The organism is Undibacterium sp. TJN19 (genome assembly GCF_049339485.1).
Taxonomy (GTDB): Bacteria; Pseudomonadota; Gammaproteobacteria; order Burkholderiales; family Burkholderiaceae_D; genus Undibacterium.
In genome coordinates this window covers 1-21,623 of record NZ_JBMPPL010000013.1, presented here as the reverse complement: position 1 = coordinate 21,623, position 21,623 = coordinate 1, and the positions used below count along the sequence as shown (strand labels likewise).

The 21,623-nt window shown below is 51.0% G+C and carries 21 protein-coding genes and 2 tRNA genes; 5 read left to right on the top strand and 18 right to left on the bottom strand.

The window, feature by feature from the left end:
* Positions 1 to 37 precede the first annotated feature (37 nt).
* The 8 genes from ACO0LH_RS24775 to ACO0LH_RS24740 all read right to left on the bottom strand — a co-directional run bounded on the left by ACO0LH_RS24775 (position 38) and on the right by ACO0LH_RS24740 (position 5,613).
* Positions 38 to 484 carry a VOC family protein gene (locus ACO0LH_RS24775; RefSeq protein WP_422943817.1) on the bottom strand — a complete coding sequence of 149 codons (447 nt, stop codon included), beginning with the start codon at positions 482 to 484 and terminating at the stop codon, positions 38 to 40.
* Between the two features lie 155 nt (positions 485 to 639).
* Complete coding sequence (locus ACO0LH_RS24770; RefSeq protein ID WP_422943816.1) at positions 640 to 1,146, bottom strand: hypothetical protein; 507 nt, start codon at positions 1,144 to 1,146, stop codon at positions 640 to 642.
* Entirely contained in the window at positions 1,143 to 1,706 is a 564-nt protein-coding gene (locus ACO0LH_RS24765; RefSeq protein ID WP_422943815.1) for a prolyl hydroxylase family protein, read from the bottom strand. Before ACO0LH_RS24765 ends, ACO0LH_RS24770 begins: the two co-directional genes overlap by 4 nt.
* Positions 1,707 to 1,753: 47 nt before the next feature.
* Positions 1,754 to 2,578 (bottom strand): glutaminyl-peptide cyclotransferase, encoded by an 825-nt coding sequence (locus ACO0LH_RS24760; protein ID WP_422943814.1) that lies wholly within the window; start codon positions 2,576 to 2,578, stop codon positions 1,754 to 1,756.
* A 138-nt stretch (positions 2,579 to 2,716) separates the two neighbouring features.
* Positions 2,717 to 3,523, bottom strand: a complete 807-nt coding sequence (locus ACO0LH_RS24755; protein ID WP_422943813.1) for an anti-sigma factor family protein — start codon at positions 3,521 to 3,523, stop codon at positions 2,717 to 2,719.
* Positions 3,524 to 3,536: 13 nt separating this feature from the next.
* Positions 3,537 to 4,043, bottom strand: coding sequence for an RNA polymerase sigma factor (locus ACO0LH_RS24750; protein ID WP_422943812.1), 507 nt, complete (start codon positions 4,041 to 4,043; stop codon positions 3,537 to 3,539).
* A 73-nt stretch (positions 4,044 to 4,116) separates the two neighbouring features.
* Positions 4,117 to 4,485, bottom strand: coding sequence for a hypothetical protein (locus ACO0LH_RS24745; protein ID WP_422943811.1), 369 nt, complete (start codon positions 4,483 to 4,485; stop codon positions 4,117 to 4,119).
* A 246-nt stretch (positions 4,486 to 4,731) separates the two neighbouring features.
* A complete protein-coding gene (locus ACO0LH_RS24740; RefSeq protein WP_422943810.1) occupies positions 4,732 to 5,613 on the bottom strand; it encodes a hypothetical protein in 882 nt (293 codons plus the stop codon).
* A 293-nt stretch (positions 5,614 to 5,906) separates the two neighbouring features.
* Here ACO0LH_RS24740 and ACO0LH_RS24735 point away from each other — a divergent pair, with 293 nt between their 5' ends.
* From ACO0LH_RS24735 to ACO0LH_RS24725, 3 genes are all read left to right on the top strand, one after another.
* Positions 5,907 to 7,775, top strand: a complete 1,869-nt coding sequence (locus ACO0LH_RS24735; RefSeq protein WP_422943809.1) for a glycoside hydrolase family 13 protein — start codon at positions 5,907 to 5,909, stop codon at positions 7,773 to 7,775.
* A gap of 237 nt (positions 7,776 to 8,012) precedes the next feature.
* On the top strand, positions 8,013 to 9,155 hold the full coding sequence (locus ACO0LH_RS24730; RefSeq protein WP_422943808.1) for an aspartate-semialdehyde dehydrogenase: 1,143 nt from the start codon (positions 8,013 to 8,015) through the stop codon (positions 9,153 to 9,155).
* A 57-nt stretch (positions 9,156 to 9,212) separates the two neighbouring features.
* Positions 9,213 to 10,106: a DMT family transporter gene (locus tag ACO0LH_RS24725; protein WP_422943807.1), complete on the top strand. Its 894-nt coding sequence runs from the start codon at positions 9,213 to 9,215 to the stop codon at positions 10,104 to 10,106.
* A gap of 33 nt (positions 10,107 to 10,139) precedes the next feature.
* Here ACO0LH_RS24725 and ACO0LH_RS24720 read toward each other — a convergent pair whose 3' ends face one another.
* The 8 genes from ACO0LH_RS24720 to ACO0LH_RS24685 all read right to left on the bottom strand — a co-directional run bounded on the left by ACO0LH_RS24720 (position 10,140) and on the right by ACO0LH_RS24685 (position 19,059).
* On the bottom strand, positions 10,140 to 10,679 hold the full coding sequence (locus tag ACO0LH_RS24720; protein ID WP_422943806.1) for a carboxymuconolactone decarboxylase family protein: 540 nt from the start codon (positions 10,677 to 10,679) through the stop codon (positions 10,140 to 10,142).
* A 265-nt stretch (positions 10,680 to 10,944) separates the two neighbouring features.
* Positions 10,945 to 13,362 (bottom strand): TonB-dependent receptor plug domain-containing protein, encoded by a 2,418-nt coding sequence (locus tag ACO0LH_RS24715; protein WP_422943805.1) that lies wholly within the window; start codon positions 13,360 to 13,362, stop codon positions 10,945 to 10,947.
* Positions 13,363 to 13,538: 176 nt separating this feature from the next.
* Complete coding sequence (locus ACO0LH_RS24710; RefSeq protein WP_422943804.1) at positions 13,539 to 14,342, bottom strand: helical backbone metal receptor; 804 nt, start codon at positions 14,340 to 14,342, stop codon at positions 13,539 to 13,541.
* Positions 14,343 to 14,354: 12 nt separating this feature from the next.
* Positions 14,355 to 15,134 (bottom strand): SDR family oxidoreductase, encoded by a 780-nt coding sequence (locus tag ACO0LH_RS24705; protein ID WP_422943803.1) that lies wholly within the window; start codon positions 15,132 to 15,134, stop codon positions 14,355 to 14,357.
* A gap of 55 nt (positions 15,135 to 15,189) precedes the next feature.
* Entirely contained in the window at positions 15,190 to 15,951 is a 762-nt protein-coding gene (locus ACO0LH_RS24700) for a thiol:disulfide interchange protein DsbA/DsbL (protein WP_422943802.1), read from the bottom strand.
* Positions 15,952 to 15,968: 17 nt separating this feature from the next.
* A complete protein-coding gene (locus tag ACO0LH_RS24695) occupies positions 15,969 to 16,595 on the bottom strand; it encodes an SPOR domain-containing protein (protein WP_422943801.1) in 627 nt (208 codons plus the stop codon).
* Positions 16,596 to 16,644: 49 nt separating this feature from the next.
* Positions 16,645 to 18,357, bottom strand: a complete 1,713-nt coding sequence (gene argS / locus ACO0LH_RS24690; protein WP_422943800.1) for an arginine--tRNA ligase — start codon at positions 18,355 to 18,357, stop codon at positions 16,645 to 16,647.
* Between the two features lie 171 nt (positions 18,358 to 18,528).
* Positions 18,529 to 19,059 (bottom strand): DUF6622 family protein, encoded by a 531-nt coding sequence (locus tag ACO0LH_RS24685; RefSeq protein ID WP_422943799.1) that lies wholly within the window; start codon positions 19,057 to 19,059, stop codon positions 18,529 to 18,531.
* A 207-nt stretch (positions 19,060 to 19,266) separates the two neighbouring features.
* On the opposite strand from ACO0LH_RS24685, the gene ACO0LH_RS24680 reads away from it, so the two are divergent.
* Positions 19,267 to 20,175, top strand: coding sequence for a recombination-associated protein RdgC (locus tag ACO0LH_RS24680; RefSeq protein WP_422943798.1), 909 nt, complete (start codon positions 19,267 to 19,269; stop codon positions 20,173 to 20,175).
* Between the two features lie 128 nt (positions 20,176 to 20,303).
* Entirely contained in the window at positions 20,304 to 20,822 is a 519-nt protein-coding gene (locus ACO0LH_RS24675; protein WP_422943797.1) for a hypothetical protein, read from the top strand.
* A 337-nt stretch (positions 20,823 to 21,159) separates the two neighbouring features.
* Here the strand turns inward: ACO0LH_RS24675 and ACO0LH_RS24670 are convergent.
* Positions 21,160 to 21,236, bottom strand: a tRNA-Asp gene (locus tag ACO0LH_RS24670).
* A 32-nt stretch (positions 21,237 to 21,268) separates the two neighbouring features.
* Positions 21,269 to 21,344 (bottom strand) — tRNA-Val (locus tag ACO0LH_RS24665).
* Positions 21,345 to 21,623: the final 279 nt, after the last annotated feature.

Here is a 21,623-nt window from a genome sequence, read left to right as displayed (position 1 = left end):
CTATTATTATTTGTGATTGCTAACAGGCCTTAAAAATTCAGGCCTGGTTTTCAGTACCTGATGCCTGAGACCAATAAGCGCCTGGTCGGTAATTACCAAAATACCAGACGTGCCCTTCAGGATCGGTCACCATATAGCCACGCGCCCCATATTCTTCTGTCTGCAAGGGGCGTGTGATGCGCGCACCTGCGGCGACGGCAATATCGTGATGCGCATCCGGATCATCCACATACACACTCAGCGCCTGTGCCACACTGGACAGGTTGCGCGGGCTGAGCCAATTCATCTCTGGCTTGGGTGAACTGACCATGATGACGCCATTGCCCATGCTGAGTTCAGAATGTTCGACACGGCTATCGGGGCCAGGGACAACAAATTGTGTCTTGAAACCAAAGGCACGGTTCAGCCACTCTATGGCCGCTGGTGCATCGTCATACACAAGACTGGGGTAAATATCAGAGGTATTTTGATAGGACTGGGACATCAATTTTCTCCTGTCGATAGCATGCTGATGACTGAATCAGGCTTAGCCTCAGTGTAAGCGTGAGGAGAACTTACTTTATATAAAAAAGCAATTATTTTCAAGCAGAGAACAATCAGCCTGCGCAAAGCAGACAAGGCACCACAGACTAAACAGGCTTATTTTTGCGCATCCCGTGCGCGGCAACTTAAAGATGCATAATCATCTTTCGCCAGTTTATTTTTAATGCCATAGGTTTTCAGCGTCGCCAGCACATCATCATGCGCGGTAAAAGTGCAGGCATTGTCATCTGCAAATTTCTTTATCGCTGTTGTGTCACCATTGACCCTGACCGTCAGGCCCATGCCAGGGCTGACACAACAGCCGACGTAGGTGTCCATATATTCTTCTTCAAGCAAGATCAGTGTATGCCCCATGAAACTGGCCGGTTTTTGCAACAGGTAGAAATCGACATAGTCTGCCCGTTCATTGGCCTTTTTGCTCAACAATCCTGCTTGCACATATGCTTGTATGACGGGGCGGGATTTGGCCATCCGGTCTTCGGTATTTTTTTTGATTTGCAGGGCTTTGGTGAGCCTGGCTTCCAGACCCGCATCATGGTCAGCCAGCACCATGTGAGAGGCTGCGGCCAGCAGCAAGGCAAGAACCAGTCTGATTTTTTTCATGTGTTGATGATTAAGGCGTTACGGGGGGCATACAGGACATCTGAACGCAGCACATATTTATAACCATCCTGGATTGCTGCCCCTTCATGCCAGGTATCGTGGATAAAGAACAGGGCCGACCCGGTTTCTGGCTGTATGCTGCAATCACGAAAATCGGTACTGCCACCAGTAAATTCTTCATTCAGATACACCAGCATGGTCAACTTGCTGACCATGCCATCTTCTGTCCACGGGCCATCTTTATGCATTTTAAACCGCTGGCCCGGCGTGTATTTATAGAAACGCAAATCCCTGGGCAAACCGACTGCAATTTCGCCATCCAGCACAGGTAAAGTGATGTCTGACAAGCGCTGCCAGAGCAAGGCCACCCAATGCGGTGAAGCCAGCAGGACGCGTTCATTATTTCTGATCATGGGCATGGCTTTTGGCCCTTCGCGCGTGCGCACGCCCGCAGCAATAAAGCCCTGGGCTTCAGCAAGCGCAATCAATTCTGCGCATTCGTCTGCGCTCAGGAATTGTGCGACAGAAAAAGCGCGTTCAGTATGTACTGTTAATTTCATATTTGTTCGCTGCCAGGCACCATCAATATGTCGCGGCCAGGCATTGATCAATGTTTGACCAGCTTGATTTCAAAAATCTTTGGCCACAGTTTGCCGGTAACGAAGAGCCTGTCGTGGGTGGCATCATAAGCAATGCCATTGAGCACATCGGGGTTGCTCTTCATGCGCTCACTGATGGGCAACAGGCCGCTTAGGTCTATCCATGCGGTCACATTGCCGGTTTTGGGGTCAATACGGGCAATTTTATCGGTTTGCCAGATATTGGCGAGCACCTCGCCCTTGACCCATTCGAGTTCATTGAGCTGGTCAACAGGTTTGCCCTGCGCCGTGACCTTGATACGGCGCACTTCGTTCAGGGTTTCAGGATTGAGGAAACGTAATTCCGAGGTGCCGTCGCTCATGATAATTTCAGTATCATTGCGGGTCAGCCCCCAGCCTTCACCCTTATAGGCAAATTCTTTTTGAAAAGCAAAACTGTTGAGGTCAAGCACGTAACCAGCCTGTGAAGTCCAGGTGATGCCGATGATGCGGTTATCCCAGTAGGTAATACCTTCGCCAAATATCTGCTTCGGCAAATCGGTTTTTTGCAAGACTTCACCGGTTTCCAGCTTCACCTTGCGCACAGATGAATGGCCTTGCAAACCGGTGCTTTCATACAGGAAGCCATCCTTGTAAAACAGGCCCTGGGTAAATGCGTTGGGATCATGTGGGTAGCTATGTACCACCTGATAGGTATAGTTGGCGATGTTGGCTGTGGCCGCTGCGGATTCGGCGTGCACACCAATGCCACATAGGGCAATCAATCCTGCAAAAATTGTGCGGGCCATCAATGCTGGCGCAAATGAAATCGTCTTCGGGCTAATCGTGTGCATATACCGTTCTTGTTCGTGATGAGCTGGGTCACTTGCCTGGGCCATGGCAAAATCAGCATTGCGCCTGCATGGCAATAACAATTATATATGCACTTGGTGGCGGACTCATGAACACGGCCATTCAGCACGCCACATCACTCAGGATGGCTTGTCCAGTTGTTCATACACAGCAGTGGCGATATTGGCCAGATCAGACTTGCTGATACTGCCAGACAGGGCATAACCAAACTTGCCATCTATCCAGTAAAAGACATTCACTGCACCCTGTTGCGAAAATTGAAAACCGGTATCCTTGTTCTGCACCTGATCGCCAGAAACATACAAAGTCAGCCGCTGGCCAGTGCTGTCCTGGTACATGAACTGGGCCACCGGGCCGCTGTCGCCAGGCAGCAAACGGCCGCCGATCAATTCATACCCGAGCTTGGCCAGTTTGGGTGGGTGCACAGGTGTGCCTATGCGTTTGGTGAGCCAGGTGACCAGTTGTGCCTCTTGCTCGGCACCGATCTCTACTGGTCGCTTCACATCGGGGCTGTACACGGCATGCGCAATGGCAGCCTGGTGGGCCAGGCCGTTCGCATTTTGCATACGCGGCATACCGCGCCCCTGTTGCGCCAAGCCCTGAACATTGCTGTCGCCGTGTAAAAACCAGCCCATACCACCGCTGATAAAGGCAATGGCAAACCCGGCAGCCAGTTGCTGCCAGCCCCAGGCTGGCTTGCGTTTGCCATTCTCAGCCAGCAACATCAGCCTGGCTGGCACTGGCTCATCCAGTACCGCGTCGAACAAGCTATGCAGGGCGGCATTCTGGCTACGATAGGCTTCTACCCGCAATTGCTCAGCAGGATTGTCATGCAGATAAGCGGCCACCTCAGCACAGCGCGTGGCTGGCAGCAGGCCATCCACATAGGCATGCAAGTCTGTTTCGGTCACGGGCGCATACTTCATATGAGAGCCTTGTTCATTTGACGACCTTGAGCGTCACTTTCTGGGGTACACCTTCCATCAGCGCGCGCAGCTTTTCACGGCCACGCGAGAGGCGCGACATGACGGTACCTGGCGGTATACCCAGCATGTGGGCGATGCTTTCATAACTCATCTCCTCCAGCGCGACCAGCAAGACCACTTCACGCTGCTCATGGGGCAACATCATCAGTGCGGTCTGCAAATCGCGCATTTCCAGGCCGTGGCTCTGGCTGGCGGGCGTTGCCGGGAACTGGCTTTCATCATCCAGCGTTTCTGTCTTGAACGCCGGACGACGTAATTGATCCATACGCAGGTTGTGCATGATGCTGAACAGCCAGGCACGCATATCGCTGCCTGCACGCCATGAAGACAGCTGGTTCCAGCCGCGTTCCATGGTGTCCTGTACCAGGTCATCAGCCCCTGCGCGATCACCGACCAGCGCCTGCGCATAACGGCGCAAGCGCGGGATACAGGCAAGCATCTGGGCGCGACTATCCTGCATGGTTTATATGGCCGATGTGGTGGACACGGTAGACATAGCCCCGCTGCACGCCGTTTTGCACAGGATGTTTTGCCTATTCTTTAACGATATGCCAGACATTTTTGAAATTATCCCCATTCCGTTCTCCCGCTTTTTTATCAGCAGCATACAAGTATAAGGGCTTGCCGTTGTAGGCGAGCTGCTTGCTGCCGTCTTCGCGGGTAATGACGGAATATTTACCGGCTGGCACCGTTGCAGGCGCCACGACTGGCGGCCAGTTGGTCGCACACGCACCATTGCAGTTACTGATGCCTGCTTCGTCTTTATCAAAGTTGTACAGGGTCATGCCATTGGCACTGAGCAAAGTGCCATCTGCCACTTTTGGCAGGGACTGCGCATAGGCAATACCAGCGAGCAAACTGGAAGCAGCGAACAAGGCAACACAAATCTGGGTAATTTTCATCAAGAAACTCCTCATGGATAGATTATGAAAACAGCGGGCAAGCATGATTTTGCTTACATGGGGATAAACGTAAGTTGACGCCGTTTTATTCCATTTCTTTGAAAATTATTTTAAGATGTTGATGTCAAACCCGGAAAGATGGTTTGACTGGCCAGACGAGGAGAGGAGGGAGAAATTCAGACCCGCTGACATCCCGGAAAGTATCTGGCAATGTCAGCAAGGCTCGCAAAGATCGTTACGACAGGCTCAGACCGCCATTTTATTGGCAGCTGCCAAAGAAGCAATGGTATATGGATCAGACGCAGCCGCTGCATTCGCCCCTTGATAACCAGCGAATGCAGCATAAGGAGAAGCCAGCAAGGTTTGCGTACGCAGTTTGATGTTTTTCTGATTCCAGTCATTGTTATCAGCACAGAGTTTTTCGTAGGTCGCCTGATACGTCTGCGACTGTTGCTTCCACTCTGCCGAACCATAGGCAGCCGTTGGCATGGCAGCCGAAAGTGGTGAATCCGGGCGGGGGTCAGGGTTGAAAACCAGATCAGATGCCAGCAGGTTAGGGCCGCCACCAGGGTTGCTTGGCTCTACAAAAGCAGACGGATTGGATGGATCATAAACGCGATAAGGCGCGTGGGTTGTATTGATGGTGGCAATCGTCGTGGCGCTGGGCGCAGCCACCGGAGGCACTGCGGCAACCGTGGTACTGCTGCTGGTTGCTGATGCAGTCGCTACGCCGCTGACAGGGATCGGTGCAGCGGCGGTAGTACTGGTACTAGTGCTGGCGCCAGCGGTATTGTTCGCTGCAAGGGCCGATGACGCAGCCGCTGCGGCGGCCGCCACCGGACCCGCCAGCTTGCTTTGCAATTGATCCTGCAAGGCTGACAGCGTGGCCTGGATCTGGTCTGCCAGGGAACTGCCCTGGCTGGTAGTAGTTGCGGTTGATGTGGTGGCAGTAACGGTATCCTTCAGCGCTGTGACGATGGAATCCCTGGATTCCGGATTGACTGCCGCCTGAAATGCCGCCTTGAATTTATCTGCGCTGGCTTCGGCGTCCGCCACTTTTGATTTCAGCCGGCTTTGCAAAGACTGCACTTCACCAAAAATCGCCTGCAAATTTGACATATCGTTCATATACCCTCCTGGTATTCAAGCTGCGCCATGCGCAACACACTGCAACATTGTTAACCGACTTCCATACCCTAGAAAATATCAAAGAAAGTCACGCATGGAAGCGTAAAAAAGAAGCAGAACTCTGGGCTAATTCAGGCTTTAGATAAGGGGCTAATCGGAAGCGATCTGCGAGATATGTAATTTAAATACAACTCTCGAAATGATAAGGAAGCAAAATAATTCCATAAATTCATTGATAGCTTCGCTAAAATTAAAAGATAATGTAGTTTAAATACATAAATTGATAGCTAATCATGAGAGATAGAGTGAAATTATTCTTGCATATACTTTCTGGCTTATTGATATGCATGCCGCTTCCTGGCATGGCGCAGACAATGACCAGGCCCGAGCATGTGGAGCCCGGTTTTTGGTGGGTAGGCATGAAAAGCGATCAATTGCAGTTAATGCTGCACGGCAGGCAGATTGCTGAGTATGTCCCGCATATCGACTACCCTGGCGTAAGAATCAAGGCAGTGCATAAGCTGGCCAACCCCAATTATCTGTTTATTGACCTGCAAATTTCACCATATACAAAGGCCGGGAAATTTGATATCCGCTTAAACCAGGGTACACAAAACCTGAGTGTGCCCTATGAACTGAAAGCACGTGAAAAGGGTGCCGCTGACAGGGCAGGGTTTGGCCCGGCAGATGTGATCCTGAACCTGATGCCAGACCGTTTTGCCAATGGCAATACCGCCAATGACCAGCTACCCGGGTTTGGCGACAAGCTTGATCGTAGCGATGCCAGTGCTGGCCGCCATGGTGGTGACTTACAGGGGATACGCGATCACCTCGATTATATTGCCAGTATGGGTTACACCATGATCTGGCCCACGCCGGTCATAGAAAATAAGCAGAAAACGTATTCTTACCATGGCTATGCTGCCACTGATTACTATCAGGTCGATGCGCGTTTTGGCAGCAATGAAGAGTACCGGCAACTGGTTGCCGCCGCCAGAAAGCAGGGCATAGGGGTAATCCAGGACATCGTGCTCAACCATATCGGTGACGGGCACTGGTGGCTGAAAGACTTGCCGTCACCTGACTGGCTGAGTTTTAACAGCCAGTTTGTACCAACCTATCATGCGCGCACCACAGTCGCCGACCCATATGCTTCAGCCATAGACAAGAAGAATTTCACGCAGGGCTGGTTTGATGCCCACATGCCTGACATGAACCAGCAAAATCCACTGGTGGCCAATTACCAGATTCAGAATACCATCTGGTGGATAGAATATGCGCGCCTGTCCGGCATACGCGCTGACACGTATGGCTATTCTGACGCAGCCTTTCTGACAAAATGGTCTGGCCGCATCATGCAGGAATACCCTCATCTGACGATGGTGGGTGAAGAATGGAGCGATAACCCGAATCTGGTGGCGTACTGGCTCGCCGGCAAGACCAATGCCAATGGCTATGTTTCGCACATGCCCAGCATGATGGATTATCCCTTGCATGACACGCTGCGCAAGGCACTGGTCGCACCAGAAAACCTGCATTCCGGTTTCGCCACGCTGTATGAAGCGTTGATCAATGACCAGTTATATCCTGCACCAGCAAGAATGGTGCTGTTTGAAGGCAATCACGATGTCAGTCGTCTGTATAGCGCACTCGATGAAGACCTGGATTTGTTCAAGATGGCGGTTACCTATGTCGCCACCATGCCGCGCACACCACAGTTTTATTATGGCACTGAAATTTTGATGACGAGCACCAAGCACAGGGATGATGGCGCTTTCAGAAAAGACTTTCCCGGTGGCTGGGCGGGTGATACCGTCAACGCCTTCACAGGCCAGGGCTTAAACGCAAAGCAGCAGGAGGCGCAGGCCTATATCAAAAAACTGCTGAACTGGCGCAAGAATGCGAGCACCATCCATAGCGGCAGACTCATGCATTTTGCGCCACAGGAAGGTATGTATGTATATTTCCGCTATGACCAGAAGCACAAGTTCATGGTGGTGATGAACAAGAATATGAGTGAAACAGAATTGACAACGGCACGATTTTCCGAAATTTTGCCTGCAAACGCAAAGGCAAAAGACGTGCTGAGTGGGCAGCAATTTGAACAAATGCATCAAATAAAAGTACCCGCTCGTGGTGTATTGTTAATGGAAATCATGTAAGTCTCATACGATTGCAACGTGCCCCTGTGCATCTGCCCTGAGTCTGCAACCCCGCTTGATCGCCGCTATCAAGTCTGTTACCATCAATTCATGAAAAGCCCATTTGCATCCACGCTGAGCATTAAGACCACCATTATCGCAATGGTGGGTTAGCGCTTTTCATTTTTTCGCAACCCGCCTACGAGGCGGGTGCATATAGCTTGATACCTGTCTCCCGGCCACTTTAAGGAGATTTACATGGTGTCAAATTCTCATCATCAAGACCGTCAAGATCATCAGGCTTCAGTAGCCAGTCCACCGCGACCGGCACGCTCTGCCCTGTCGCTCGAACGTTACCCAAATGGCATGCATGTGGGTGTCGTTGGCGCAACCGGCCTGGTCGGTGAATTCATGCTCAAGCTGCTGGAAGAGCGCAACTTCCCCGTCAATTCACTGCGCTTGTTTGCGTCTGCGCGTTCTGCCGGAAAATCACTGGGCTGGAAAGGCAGACAGATCAACGTCGAAGATGCTGCAACGGCTGATTATTCCGGCCTGGATGTGGTGTTTTTCTCGGCTGGTGGAGAAACCTCATTGCGCCTGGCACCCGTGGTCGCGGCTGCGGGTGCGCTGGTCATCGACAATTCCTCGGCATGGCGCATGGACCCTGCCGTGCCGCTGGTGGTGGCAGAAGTCAATCCTTACGATCTGGAAAATATCCCCAAGGGCATCATCGCAAACCCCAACTGCACGACCATGGCGGCCATGCCTGTACTCAAACCATTGCATGACAAAGCGGGCTTGCGGCGTTTGATCGTCAGCACTTACCAGGCTGTGTCAGGTGGTGGTCTTGCTGGCGTGGAGGAGTTGGCAAGCCAGATGCAAAAGGCCGGAGAAGACTGCACCAGACTGGTCAATGATGGTGCTGGCATAGACTTTCCGGCACCTAAAAAATGGCAGGTGCCGATCGCCTGTAATGTCGTGCCCTACAACTACCAGGTTGTCGAAGATGGTTATACAGAAGAAGAGATCAAGCTGCGTAATGAAAGCCGCAAAATTCTTGGCATTCCAGAATTGAGCGTCTCCTGCACCTGTGTACGGGTGCCCGTCTTCACAGGGCATTCGCTTTCCATCAATGCAGAATTTGAGAATAATATCCCGGCAGATACGGCGCTTGAATTATTAAATAGCGCTCCCGGTGTTGTCGTCACTGAAGTGCCCAATCCTTTAATGGCGACGGGCCGCGATCCTGTCTTCGTTGGCCGGGTGCGTTGCGACCCTACGGTAGCACATGGTCTTGCACTGTTCGTCAGCGGAGACAATCTGCGTAAAGGCGCTGCCCTGAATGCCATCCAGATTGCAGAAATCCTGTATGAGCAAGGCTTGCGCAGTATTCACAAGTGAAAACGGCAGGCATGATTTTGGTGTAGGCTAACAGGCTTTTGCATAGCCTACACCATCGTGAACAAAGTCCCTGTCTCCACATATCTGAAACTAGTCTGTGTCGCCCTGTTCTGGGGTGGCACTTTCATTGCCGGCCGCCTGGTCGCCAAAGAGATACCGCACATGATTGCAGCCTTTATTCGTTTCGCGGTTGCCAGTGCCTTATTGCTGTTACTGGCCTGGCGACTGGAAGGTGGTTTGCCCAAACTCAGCAAACAGCAAATGCATGCGACCTTTGCACTGGGAGCGACCGGTATCTTTTTGTATAACCTGTGTTTCTTTGCTGCGCTGGAAAATATGCCCGCCGGGCGGACTGCCCTGTTTGTGGCGTTGAACCCTATCGTTACCGCACTGGCACTGGCGCTGCTATTTGGAGAAAGACTAAGCAAGATACGCTGGCTGGGCATCATGATCGCTTTTGCCGGGGCCGCGGTGGTTATTACCAGGGGTGATTTGATAGGTGCCGTGCACGACTTGTCACAATCGCTGGGCAAGGGAGAACTGTTCATGCTGACCGCTATTTGCGGCTGGGCAGCCTATACCATCATAGGCAGGCATGCGCTGAAAGGCCTGTCTCCCATCGCTGCCACTACCTATGCGTCACTATGGGGCCTGCTCTTGCTGGGTTTGGGTGCCGTACTGGAATTACCGCGTTTTGAACCAGCCCGTATGAGCTGGCAAGTATTGGCTTCGCTGGTGTATCTGGGTGCTTTTGGCACGGTCATCGGTTTTGTCTGGTATTACGAAGGTGTAAAAAGTATAGGACCTTCACGTACTGCGGTATTCAATAATCTGGTGCCAGTATTTGGTATCAGCCTGGGCGCGCTGATACTTGGCGAACCGATTTTGCCATCCATGATAGTCGGCGGTTTGCTGGTCATTGCCGGGGTGACCTTGACCAACAAAACCTGATCTATTTTTGACTGTGATTTTTCTGCGTCAGAATTAACGCAAACTGATCGCAGGAAAATCCACGTCTGTATGAGCGACATTATTGACGTAGTTAGTCAACACATTCACAGCAACATTCAGGACAATCTCAATGACGGCTGCATCATTGAAACCGGCTGCACGCAGGCTGGCCAGTTCGGCATCGCTGACGCGGCCACGTTGGGCTGCGACCTGACGGGCAAATTGCAGGGCGGCTTCAGTTTTTGTGTCAGATGCATGGGCATCACGTGCAGCATCAATATCAGCATCGCTGAGTTTTGCCAGGTTTTTACCCAGGTAAGCATGCGCTGCCAGGCAATATTCACAGCCATTGTATTCAGCGACGGTCAGGGCAATCGCTTCACGCAATGGGCCACTCAGACTGCCTTTGGCCAAGGCACCACTTAAAGACAAATAGCCTTCCAGTGCTGCCGGGCTGTTGCCAATCAGTTTCATCAAATTCGGTACCACACCCAATTGCTTGTGGACTGCTGCCAGCAGAGGTTGGGATGCGGTTGGGGATGCTTCTACAGTAGGGATGCTTATGCGGGACATTTGTTACTCCATCAAATCGGGTTTAAGGGGGTTCGCATGTGATGTGCACTGCGAATGGTGCTACTTTGCCTTATTCCTTTAAATTGAAGAATAACCGCTATATGGAATTTATTATTCCCTATTTTGGAATTATTAAAAATCCAGTCTTAACATCTTGTCAAAGTGAGAAGCCATAAAGAAAAAGGCTGACTTTAAAAACAAGTCAGCCTTGAACAGAAATGCGGGGGAGGTTTCTCATTACTCCCGCGTCAGCACATGGATAAAATCAGAATTTTTTCCAGAGCTTGATGAAGTAAGATGCGCCGCCCAAACCAAACTGCACGCTGTCATAGTAAAACCCGTTATCGGTTTCGTTAGGATCCTGGCGCGTCGGTTTGACGTTGAAAATATTATTGCCACCTATGGTCAGTTTGGTCGTGTCATTGAAGGCATAGGTCAACGCGACGTCAGCCGAAGTTTTGGGTTCGTAATAGGCATTTGGCACACCTGCCGCGGTACCCGAGAAAGTACCCAGGGTTTGCGAACCATAATGGATGACCTTGAATTCGCTGGACCATGGACCCTGGTCATAATCGAATGTCAGCGTGGCTTTCATGCGTGGGCCGCCTTGCTCGATGAACAGGCGTTCACGCTCTGACAGCAGGACATCTTCATAGCCACGCAATGACGGTGGTGCCTGTACCTTGGTCACCTCGGTCTTGCTGTAATTCAGGCCCAGATACGTCGACAGTTTGCCGCTACCCAGATTAGTCTTGTGTGAAGCAGTCAAATCCAGACCCTGAGTCTTGGTATTGATGGAGTTCACAAAGAACTGTGCCTGGCCTACACCCAGTGCTGACAAGGTGCTGCCCAATGCCGGATAATTATTGGCATCAAAACGACCAGACAAGACGATACGGTCAGCGATATCAATGCGATACAGATCAGCCGTCATGGAGAAGGCATTGCTGGGCTTGTAGGTCAGACCAAATGCATAATTTTTCGAGGTTTCCTGCTTCAGTTTAGGAATACCAGCGGCATTGGCCACCGCACCACCGTTTGGTGCCAGTACCACATCCATAGGCACACCGCCGATGAAGTCGGTAAAGGTGGAAGAGAAATACACTTGTTGCAATGATGGCGCACGGAAGCCTGTGCTGGCGGAGCCACGCAACATCACGGCGTCAGCCACCTTGTAGCTGCCAGCCAGTTTGCCAGTGAAAGTGGAACCAAAATCGCTGTAATGCTCGCCCCGCACTGCGGTCTGCACCTTGAAGCGGTTGGTCACATCGGTTTCGATATCGACATAGGCGGCGACACTGCTTCTGTTTTTACTGGTGCTGTCGCCAGGCTGAAAACCAGGGAAGCCCTGGCTACCGGCGTTACCGCCAAAGCCTAGGCCATCTGCATCGTTGTAGGAACCTGGTTCACCGGCAAAGATCTTGTAGTTTTCACGACGGTATTCACCACCGAAAGCGACGTTGACACCATTCATGAAGCCGTCAAAAAAACGGCTGAAATCAAGATTCGTAGTCGCCTGCGAGAAGGAAAACCCACCGGCGTCAAAGCGGCTGGGGCTGATGCCCTTGCCACCAGCCAGCAAATCCTTGTTCGCAATCGATGCATTCAGCGTGTTGCTGATGTTGTACTTGAGTTCATTGAAACCATAAGTCTGCGACAGGTCGGCACGCCATTCACCGATTTGCCAGCGATAACCCAGAGTGCCCCAGATATCATTGATGTCACCGTTGATATATGGGACGAAGCCATTTGGATACATCGCGGCAGAATTGCGTGATGGAATATCATCAGAACCTATGCCACCACGCGCAAAAGCGGCGGAAGATGCTTTACGCTGTTGTGTACCCAGAGTGAAATACAGTTTATCCGTACCGCCGTTCGGGACCTCGCCATTCAAATAAACGGTAGGGCCGGTTACCTTGGTATCACCGATCGTACGCGGATTACCCGGATCAGCCCGGTTTGAACGGCCACGGTCTGTATATTCGACAGTAATGCCCAGCACGCCTTTCTCACCCAGGGCAATGCCGCAATAGGCAGAGGGCAGGTAGTTTTTACCATCGCCGACAGAATATTGGCTATAGCCGAAACTGGCTTCGCAACCCAGACTTTTCTTCAGTGTGATATCCATTACGCCGGCAATCGCATCTGAACCGTATTGTGCTGCTGCGCCATCACGCAAAACCTGTACATTACTGATGGCCATGACAGGGATGGCATTCAAGTCTGTACCGGTATTGCCACGGTTGCGTGCGCCAAACAAATTCACCAATGAAACCGTATGGCGGCGTTTGCCATTGACCAGCACCAGGGTCTGGTCAGAACCCAGGCCGCGCAAGGCCGCAGAATCAACCAGATCGGCACCATCGGCACCTGTTTGACGGGTGGAATTGAAGGAGGGGGAAATATTTGCCAGCGTCTGGGCCAGATCAAATTGCCCACCCTGCTCTGCTGACCTTGATACAGAAATAAAATCGATAGGTAATGGGGTATCAGTCGCACTGGCATTGACGCGGCGTGAGCCGACAATCGTCATGGTCTGTATGCCATCTGGCGCTGCAGCAGCTGGCGGGGTAGCTGGTGTAGCGGGAGCAGTTTGTGCACTTGCCATGCATGGCATGAAAACCACAGCAGCACTTGCGCCATACAGGGCAAGCAAAACAGCTTTACGCATCTTATTCATAACAAACTTCTCCAAGAATATATCGAAAACCTTAACTGGTATGCCCAGAAGTATGGTTGCCGCCTGCTTGGAGTGTCAATCTGTGCTACACAGGAGTGTGGCATTTTTGCGTAAATGATATGTAAGTATTGCTAATTTTTCGCAGATGCGCTGAATATTGCAGCGCAACCAAAAATTTACTGATGAGCAAGTTCTTTCAGGTAGGCCAGACCGGCAATCGCCCTGCTGCCATACCAGGAGAGCATTTCACCATCCACCAGCTGCACAGGTTTGCCCAGTTGCTTTTCCAGCGCATCGACATGCATTTCGGTAAACCGGTAAGGTTCTGTCGATAAAAGGACGCCATCAATCTGCTGCGCCATTTCTTCATCCCAGCGAAATACCGGATAGCGCTGGCTGGCATGATCCGGCAGCCAGGTTTGCCAGCCGATCAACGCCAGCATGGCCGAAATATAGGTGTCACGCCCCACCGTCATCCACGGATCTTGCCAGATGCAATACACGAGCTTGCGCGAAACCGTGGCTGTTCGTGGCAAGGCCGCATAGGCAGCTTCAAATTTGTCGCACAGTTGGCGGGCTTGTGCTTCTGCATTGAAAATTGCCCCCAATAACTGATACAGCGCCAGATTGTCGCGCGGCTGCAAGGGATGGGTCACAACAATATGCGGTACGAATTCTGCCAGCGCATCAACGGTCGGCTTTTCATTTTCATCAATATTGACGATTAAATGGGTTGGTGCGAGTTGACGGATCTTTTCTATGTTGACATCCTTGGTACCGCCTATTTTGGCGATATGCTGCACGGTCTGCCTGGGATGTATGCAAAAGCCGGTACGGCCTACGATGTGCGCGGCCAGGCCCAGGTCACACAGCAACTCGGTGATGGACGGCACCAGGCTGACTATGCGTGGTGAAACATCACTGCGGACATGCACAGTGCCGATGGCGTCGGTAAAAGAGGCGGACAGGGAAGTGCTCAAGCCGTCACCTGCTTACATATTGTTGGCACGTGGTTTGCGACGTGCCCTGGCAAAGACCGGGTCATATAACCAGTTTGGCAATATACGCAGGATCTTGGCGACGATACCCATCTGCCAGGGAATCACACGGTATGATTCGCCACCGGCAATCGCTTTCAGCGCCGCCACAGAAAAGCGCCTGACCGGCATTAAAAAGGGCATGGGGTAGGGATTATCCCGCGTCATCGGCGTATCAATATAGCCCGGTGCTATGGTCACCACGCGTATGCCGGTGCCACGCAATTCCACCCGCAGAGATTCACAATAACTGATGACGGCAGCCTTTGAAGCGCTATAGGCTTCTGCGCCCGGCAAACCACGTACACCTGCCACGCTGCCTATGCCTACCAGGCGACAATCACTGCGGCCTGCATAGGTTTTCATGGGGTTGATGAAGGCTGAAAAAGTCGCCACCGTTGCGATCAGATTGGTTTGCAATACGCGGTCAAAGATGGGCAAATCCTCAGCATGTTCGCTTAAGGTCCCGACCGATATGCCGGCATTGGCGATGACGACGTTAACTTCGCCGACAGCAGCCATGAATTCTTTTGCGGCATTGGCAAGGGCAGCGTGATCTGTCACATCGACGGCATAGATATGGTGACGGTCAGCATTGGGCAAACTCAGCCGCAGTTCTTCCAGCACGTCGCGACGTCTGGCCAGCAGACCCAGTACGGCACCCTGCTCTGCATAGGCTAAAGCCAGTGCAGCACCGATACCTGAAGAAGCACCAGTAATGAAGACTGTTTTCATAGTTTCCCAATGAAAAAGTCCGCCAGGGTGGCGGACTTGTGTAGACAGAAATTGCTTATTTTTTCTTGGTACTGGTTTTTGCTGCTGAGCTCGCTGCATGGGTAGTACTTGCCGGTGCAGATGATACAGTTGCCGGTGAACTTCTTTCTTTTTGTATCTTGCCAATCAAAAAGTCCATGACTTGCAGGACAGCGCGGTTTTGCGCTTCTTCCGTCGTCTGACCTACCGCCGTCACTGACATGACGGGAGAAGTCACGAAACGGCCATCAATGGCGATGGATGGTACGCCATCAATCTGGAATGCATCTGTCAATTGTGTTGCACGTGCCAACTTGCTTTGCATGAAAAAAACTGAGTTATACATCTCGGCAAATTTCTGTTTATCGAGGCCAGATTTGGAAACAAATTCCATGATGTCGGCATCCGATTGCAGGCGATTGTGATCGATATGGTAGGCATTGAATGCCTTCATATGATATTCATCGGCCTTGCCCATGGCTTCCATGGCGAAGTACAGTTTTTGCTGCGGAATCAGGCCATGAAAATTCACGTGTATGCGTTTGAATACGATGTTGTCACCCTGTTTTTTTACCCATTCGGCAATTAAGGGTTCCAGCGCATTGCAATGCGGGCAAAAATAACCGAAAAATTCAATGACTTCAATTTTCTTGCCGCCTTCCGCTGGCAAGGGGCGTTTCAGGACTTGGTATTCAACACCAGCCAGCGGCATGGTAGGCGTTGCACCTGCACCAGTAGCGATCAGGCTGAGGCCCACGATAAACAATATGCGACGGACTACCTGGCTGAACAATTGCATCACGATTCCTTTACGATTTACTTGACGGTGCGCACAACGGCAACATCGACACTATTCTCTGACAATCTTGAACGCATGCGGTTCATGCTTTCCAGTTGCGTAAACGGCCCTATGCGCACATGGTACATGACACCAGAATCAGAAGTTTTCTCGACGATACGCGCTTCAAAACCGATCAGTGCCAGTTTTGCGCGGCTGTTTTCAGCAGCGGTTTGTTCTTTAAACGCGCCGATCTGCAAAAAGTAAATGTACTTATCATCTGCACCGTCAGACTTGGCAGCGTCTGCCGCTTTGTCAGCATTTTTTTCCTGCACGGTCTTTTGTTCAGGTTTGACTTCTACCGGTTTAACCACGGGCGGCACCGGTGGATGTGTTTCAGCTGCCTTGCTGGCGGTATTGGCAACTTCTTTTGCGGCTTCTTTGGCAGCCTCTTTATTGCCATACAGAGGCTTGTTAGGATCTTGCAACTGGCTCAGCGGCAAGTCGGCTTTATCCGATTTACCCTTGTTGGTGAAAGGCGTTGAGGATTTGGTGATCAGCATGGCCACGCCAAAGGCGATAGCCAGACCAATGACCAGGCCGACAATAATGCCAGTCAGGGTATTGCCCTGCTGGCTGCCAGAATTTTTCTGATATGCGTTCATGCGTCTCCGACGAGTTTTTGTTAGCTTGATGCCAGTATCCGGGTATTGATTACATTTTGTTAGGTGCAGACACACCTATCAGGGCCAGGCCATTGCGCAAGACCTGACGGGTTGCCAGCATCAATGCCAGTCTGGGCAGTTTGGTGGCTTCATCATCCACCAGTACCCGCTCCGCATTGTAATAGCTATGCAATTCAGCTGCCAAATCTCTGAGATAAAAAGCAATCTGGTGCGGGCCCAGTTCATCAAGGGCTTTTTCCAGCGCTTCTGGGTATTCAGCGAGTTTGGCCAGCAGGCTGGCTTCACGTGGGGCTGTTAATGGCGACAGATCAACATCTGCCAATGGTGCAAAAGCCGCTTCATCTGTGGCATATTGCGCCAGTACTGAGCAAATACGCGCATGGGCATACTGGACGTAATACACGGGGTTTTCATCAGAGCGTGCCAGGGCAACGTCGACATCGAAAACGAATTCGGTATCAGCCTTACGTGAGATCAGGAAAAAACGCACGGCATCACGGCCACGTTGCTCATCGCCGCCTGCCGACCATTCAATCAGATCACGCACGGTGACATACGAACCGGCACGTTTGGAAATCTTGACCTCGGCACCATCTTTCATGACGGTGACCATTTTGTGCAGGATGTAGTCGGGGTAACCTTGCGGGATACCGACGTTCAAAGCCTGCAAGCCACCACGTACCCGGGCGGTGGTACCGTGATGGTCACTCCCCATGATATTGATGGCCTTGCGGTAACCACGCTCCCATTTGGTGACATGGTAAGCCACGTCAGGGACGAAGTAAGTATAAGTACCATCCGACTTTTTCATGACGCGGTCTTTATCGTCGCCATATTCTGTGGAACGCAGCCACAGGGCGCCATCTTGCTCATAGGTCTTGCCAGCAGCCTTCAGGGCCGCCACTGTCGTCTCGACCTTGTTTTCTTTGTAGAGCGAAGTTTCAAGATAATAATTATCGAATTTAACGCCAAAAGCCAGCAAATCCGCGTCCTGCTCACGGCGCAGGTAAGTGACACTGAACTGGCGTATGGACTCCATATCTTCGACATCACCACTCGCCGTGACCGGTGCACAGTCGCCGGCAGAAACGGTTTTCTTTGCCAGGAAATCTTGAGCGATATCAGCAATATAATCGCCGTTATAGGCAGATTCAGGCCAGCCAACCTCGCCAGGTGCAAAACCTCTGGCACGGGCTTGTACCGACAAGGCCAGATTAGCGATCTGTACACCTGCATCGTTATAATAAAACTCGCGGCTGACGGAATAACCTTGCGCATCCAGCAAGGCAGACAAGGCATCACCCAATGCGCCCTGACGGCCATGGCCTACATGCAATGGGCCGGTAGGGTTGGCAGAAACAAACTCCACGATGACTTTTTCACCGGCGCCACGCTGGCTTTTGCCAAAATCGGCGCCCTTTTGCAAAACAGTCTTGATCACGGCCTGTTTGGCCGCAGCTGCAATGCGGATATTGATAAAGCCAGGACCGGCGATTTCTACGCTGGCAACCAGTGGATTGTTCTGTGCAACTACCGCAGCAACAATCGCCTGTGCCAGCTCACGCGGATTCTTACCCAAAGGCTTGGCGATCTGCATGGCGATATTACAGGCTGCGTCGCCGTGAGAAGGATCGCGTGGACGTTCCAGCGCTACCGTGGGCTTGAGTTCGGAACCGATCAACAAGGGCTCAACTGCATTCTGGAATAGTTTCAGTAATTCTTGTTTTTGTTCAGCTAGCATGGCACACAATTTTTATTGTATTTTGACAATAAATAAAATAAGGACAGGGGACATTATACTGTCTCACCTGTCCCCTGTCTGAGATGCTGCAAGCTAATCTTGCATGTTCTTGTTACCAATTACTACCCATCATCTTTCTTTCGCCAGCCTGTCGCGCTTTACACTACCGCTTTAAACTGCTGCCGAGCTGGTAAATATTGCGTTGGAAGACATTGCTTGTTTGTACATCATCAGAACACGCAGCATTTTGCCGAGGAACAAACCGTTGAACAGACCGAACAGTGCAGTGCTGATGACAGCGAACAACATATTGGTGTGCAAGGCAGGGTTCACATGCAAAGCGACATTCACAACATATTTCATGACAAAGATGGACATCATCATCACCAGCGGGCCCCAGCTACCACGGTAAAACACAGTACCCTTGTCTGCCAGGATACGGACGTTCGTGTCGTTGACCATGTTCCAGGATACTGCGGCACCTGCTGCCATTGTTGCAAGCCAGGCGGCAATAACCAGCGGTTCGGTACCGAAACCTGACAAGATGCCTTGCGCAGACAAGGCCAGCATGACCAGAGGGATTATCACAACAGCCCTGACTGTCAATTCGCGGTCCACGCTGGCCTTGATGCCGCGAAATGCCAGAAAGCCCAGAATTGCCCATACATACATTGGTGTGCCGCTGATAATTTGGTTCAACATGATGATCTCCTTGAATACTGTTTAATGGGGTTTAGCGTTATTTCGCTGGTTTGTTCTGCTGCGATGGAAGAAGTATTACAAAGCTGATCTGCTCTGTATGCCAGAAAGCGACGAAGCGTTACTTCTTGCCGCGAAACAGGTGTTTTTGGTCGTGAGTGGCTAGGCTCAGGCGTGTAGAATGCTAGGTTTTCTTCGTCTGGATACGCTATGTGGTTCAAGAATTTGCAAGTTTTTCGTCTGACAACTCCCTGGAAGATCACTGCCGAGGAGTTACATGCCCAATTGTCACGCATTGCCTTTTCGCAATGTGCATCGAATGAGATGCAAAGCCAGGGCTGGGCATCGCCACGCAATAACGACCAGCTCGTGCATAGCGTCAATCAGCAATTTTTGATTTCGCTGGCAACTGAAAAGAAATTGCTGCCTTCCAGTGTCATCAACCAGGTCACCAAGGCGCGTGCGCTGGAAATAGAAGAAGAACAAGGCTTCGCGCCAGGCCGCAAAGCCATGAAAGACCTGAAAGAGCGCATCACTGAGGAATTGCTGCCACGTGCCTTTGCCGTCAAGCGCAATACCAATATATGGATAGATCCGGTGAATCGCTGGCTGGTGATTGATGCCTCCAGCCCTTCCAAAGCCGATGAAGTCATCAAGCTGCTGCTCAAATGCTGTGACAAACTGCCACTGGAAGGCTTGCGCACCAAGGCCTCACCACAAGCGGCGATGACAGGCTGGTTGGCCGGCAATGAAGCACCCAAGGGTTTCACCATCGATCAGGATACCGAACTGAAGTCCTCCACAGAAGACAAGGCAACCGTGCGCTATGTACGCTACACCCTGGAGCCGGACGATATCCAGAAACATATTGCTGCAGGCAAGCAATGTACAAAACTGGCGTTGACCTGGGATGACAAGATCAGCTTTGTACTGACAGATACGCTGACAATCAAACGCATCAAACCACTGGATGTGCTCGATGAAAGCAAAGACAAAGGCAGCAATGAAGAAGAACGCTTTGATGCCGATTTTGTGCTCATGACGGCGGAGCTGGCCAGTTTGCTCAGTGATGTGGTGTTTGCGCTGGATGGCGAGATGGACAGCGCGCAGGCAGCTTGATTCTGGTACTCGTTATTATCAGGTATGCCGGATAAAATGTAATTTTTACAAATTGAAAATTAGCATACCTTTTGTGGAAAAGACGACCATCATTATTTACCCAGTCAGCTTCATTGGCGCAGGTAGGTATGCAGAATATAGGAATTGGTAATTTTTTATTAATTGATTGGCAGTGTAGTTTGCTTAAAATGCCTGTTGAACAAATTTTTCAATGGAAAACTATTATGCAATGTTTGAAATGCAACTCTGATAATACTCAAAGACTTGAAGTCGTTTTTAACCATGGAACGCAGCATATCAGGGTCAGCGGCAGCATCAGTGGTTCAGGAGCAGGTAGTTCTTCGGGCGGCGCTGGTGGAACAGCCAGTCTATATGGAACTGCGCAAACCAATATGGCAAGCAAGGTCGCGCCACCTGACAAAAAAACACATGGTAACGCTGCAATTGTCTTGGTCGCTGGCTTCTTTTGCGTGAACTTGATTAATAGCGCTCTCGGTTTCGTGCTTTTGTTACTGTGCGCCTGTGTTAGCTGCTTCCTTGTTTATAAAACTAAAACCTACAATAAAAAGGTATTTCCTGGCCTCTATCAGCACTGGAAAGACTCCTGGCTGTGCAATAAATGCGGCAATATTTACCACCAGCCTTGAAGCATTTGCGATAAATAAAAAGCGGAGAATCATAATCCTGACTCTCCGCTTTTTTATTCTTGTTTGCCTGGTGTTAGTTGAGAGTTCAAACTGATGTTGTTGTGCTATGCCATCTCTTCAGGCTTGATCCCGGCACATATGCAATGTCTGTATCCGCAGTGCTGAGACTCGTGAGCGGACAGCATACAATTCTCTGGTCACAAAGGCTACAAGCATCAACATGAATCAGGCTTGGAAGTTCGCTGCGCCTGCTGCATGATCCATGCTGTCCTGGAACACTATTTTCAATTGTGTAAACAAAAAAAAGACAAGCATCGCTTGTCTTTTTCTTTATAACTGGCGGAGCGGACGGGGCTCGAACCCGCGACCCCCGGCGTGACAGGCCGGTATTCTAACCAACTGAACTACCACTCCGAAACTACTTAATCGTTCTTGCTGTTTATCTGTGGTGGGTGCTGAGAGGCTCGAACTCCCGACCTACGCCTTGTAAGGGCGCCGCTCTACCAACTGAGCTAAGCACCCATATTCTTGCCTAGTCAGATAAACTTGATGTGTGTCACCACATCAACAGAAGCAAAATTATACTTTATCTTTATGCTTCTTGTCTAGTCTTTTCCTTCAGCTTATCTCGCTAAAATCTGCGAAACCGCCTACAAAATCGACTATTCTCACTTAAAGCAAAACCCCCGGTCAATTGCTTGATCGGGGGTATGCGGAATACAAGCCTGACGATAACCTACTTTCACACTGGTTGCAGCACTATCATTGGCGCGTAATCGTTTCACGGTCCTGTTCGGGATG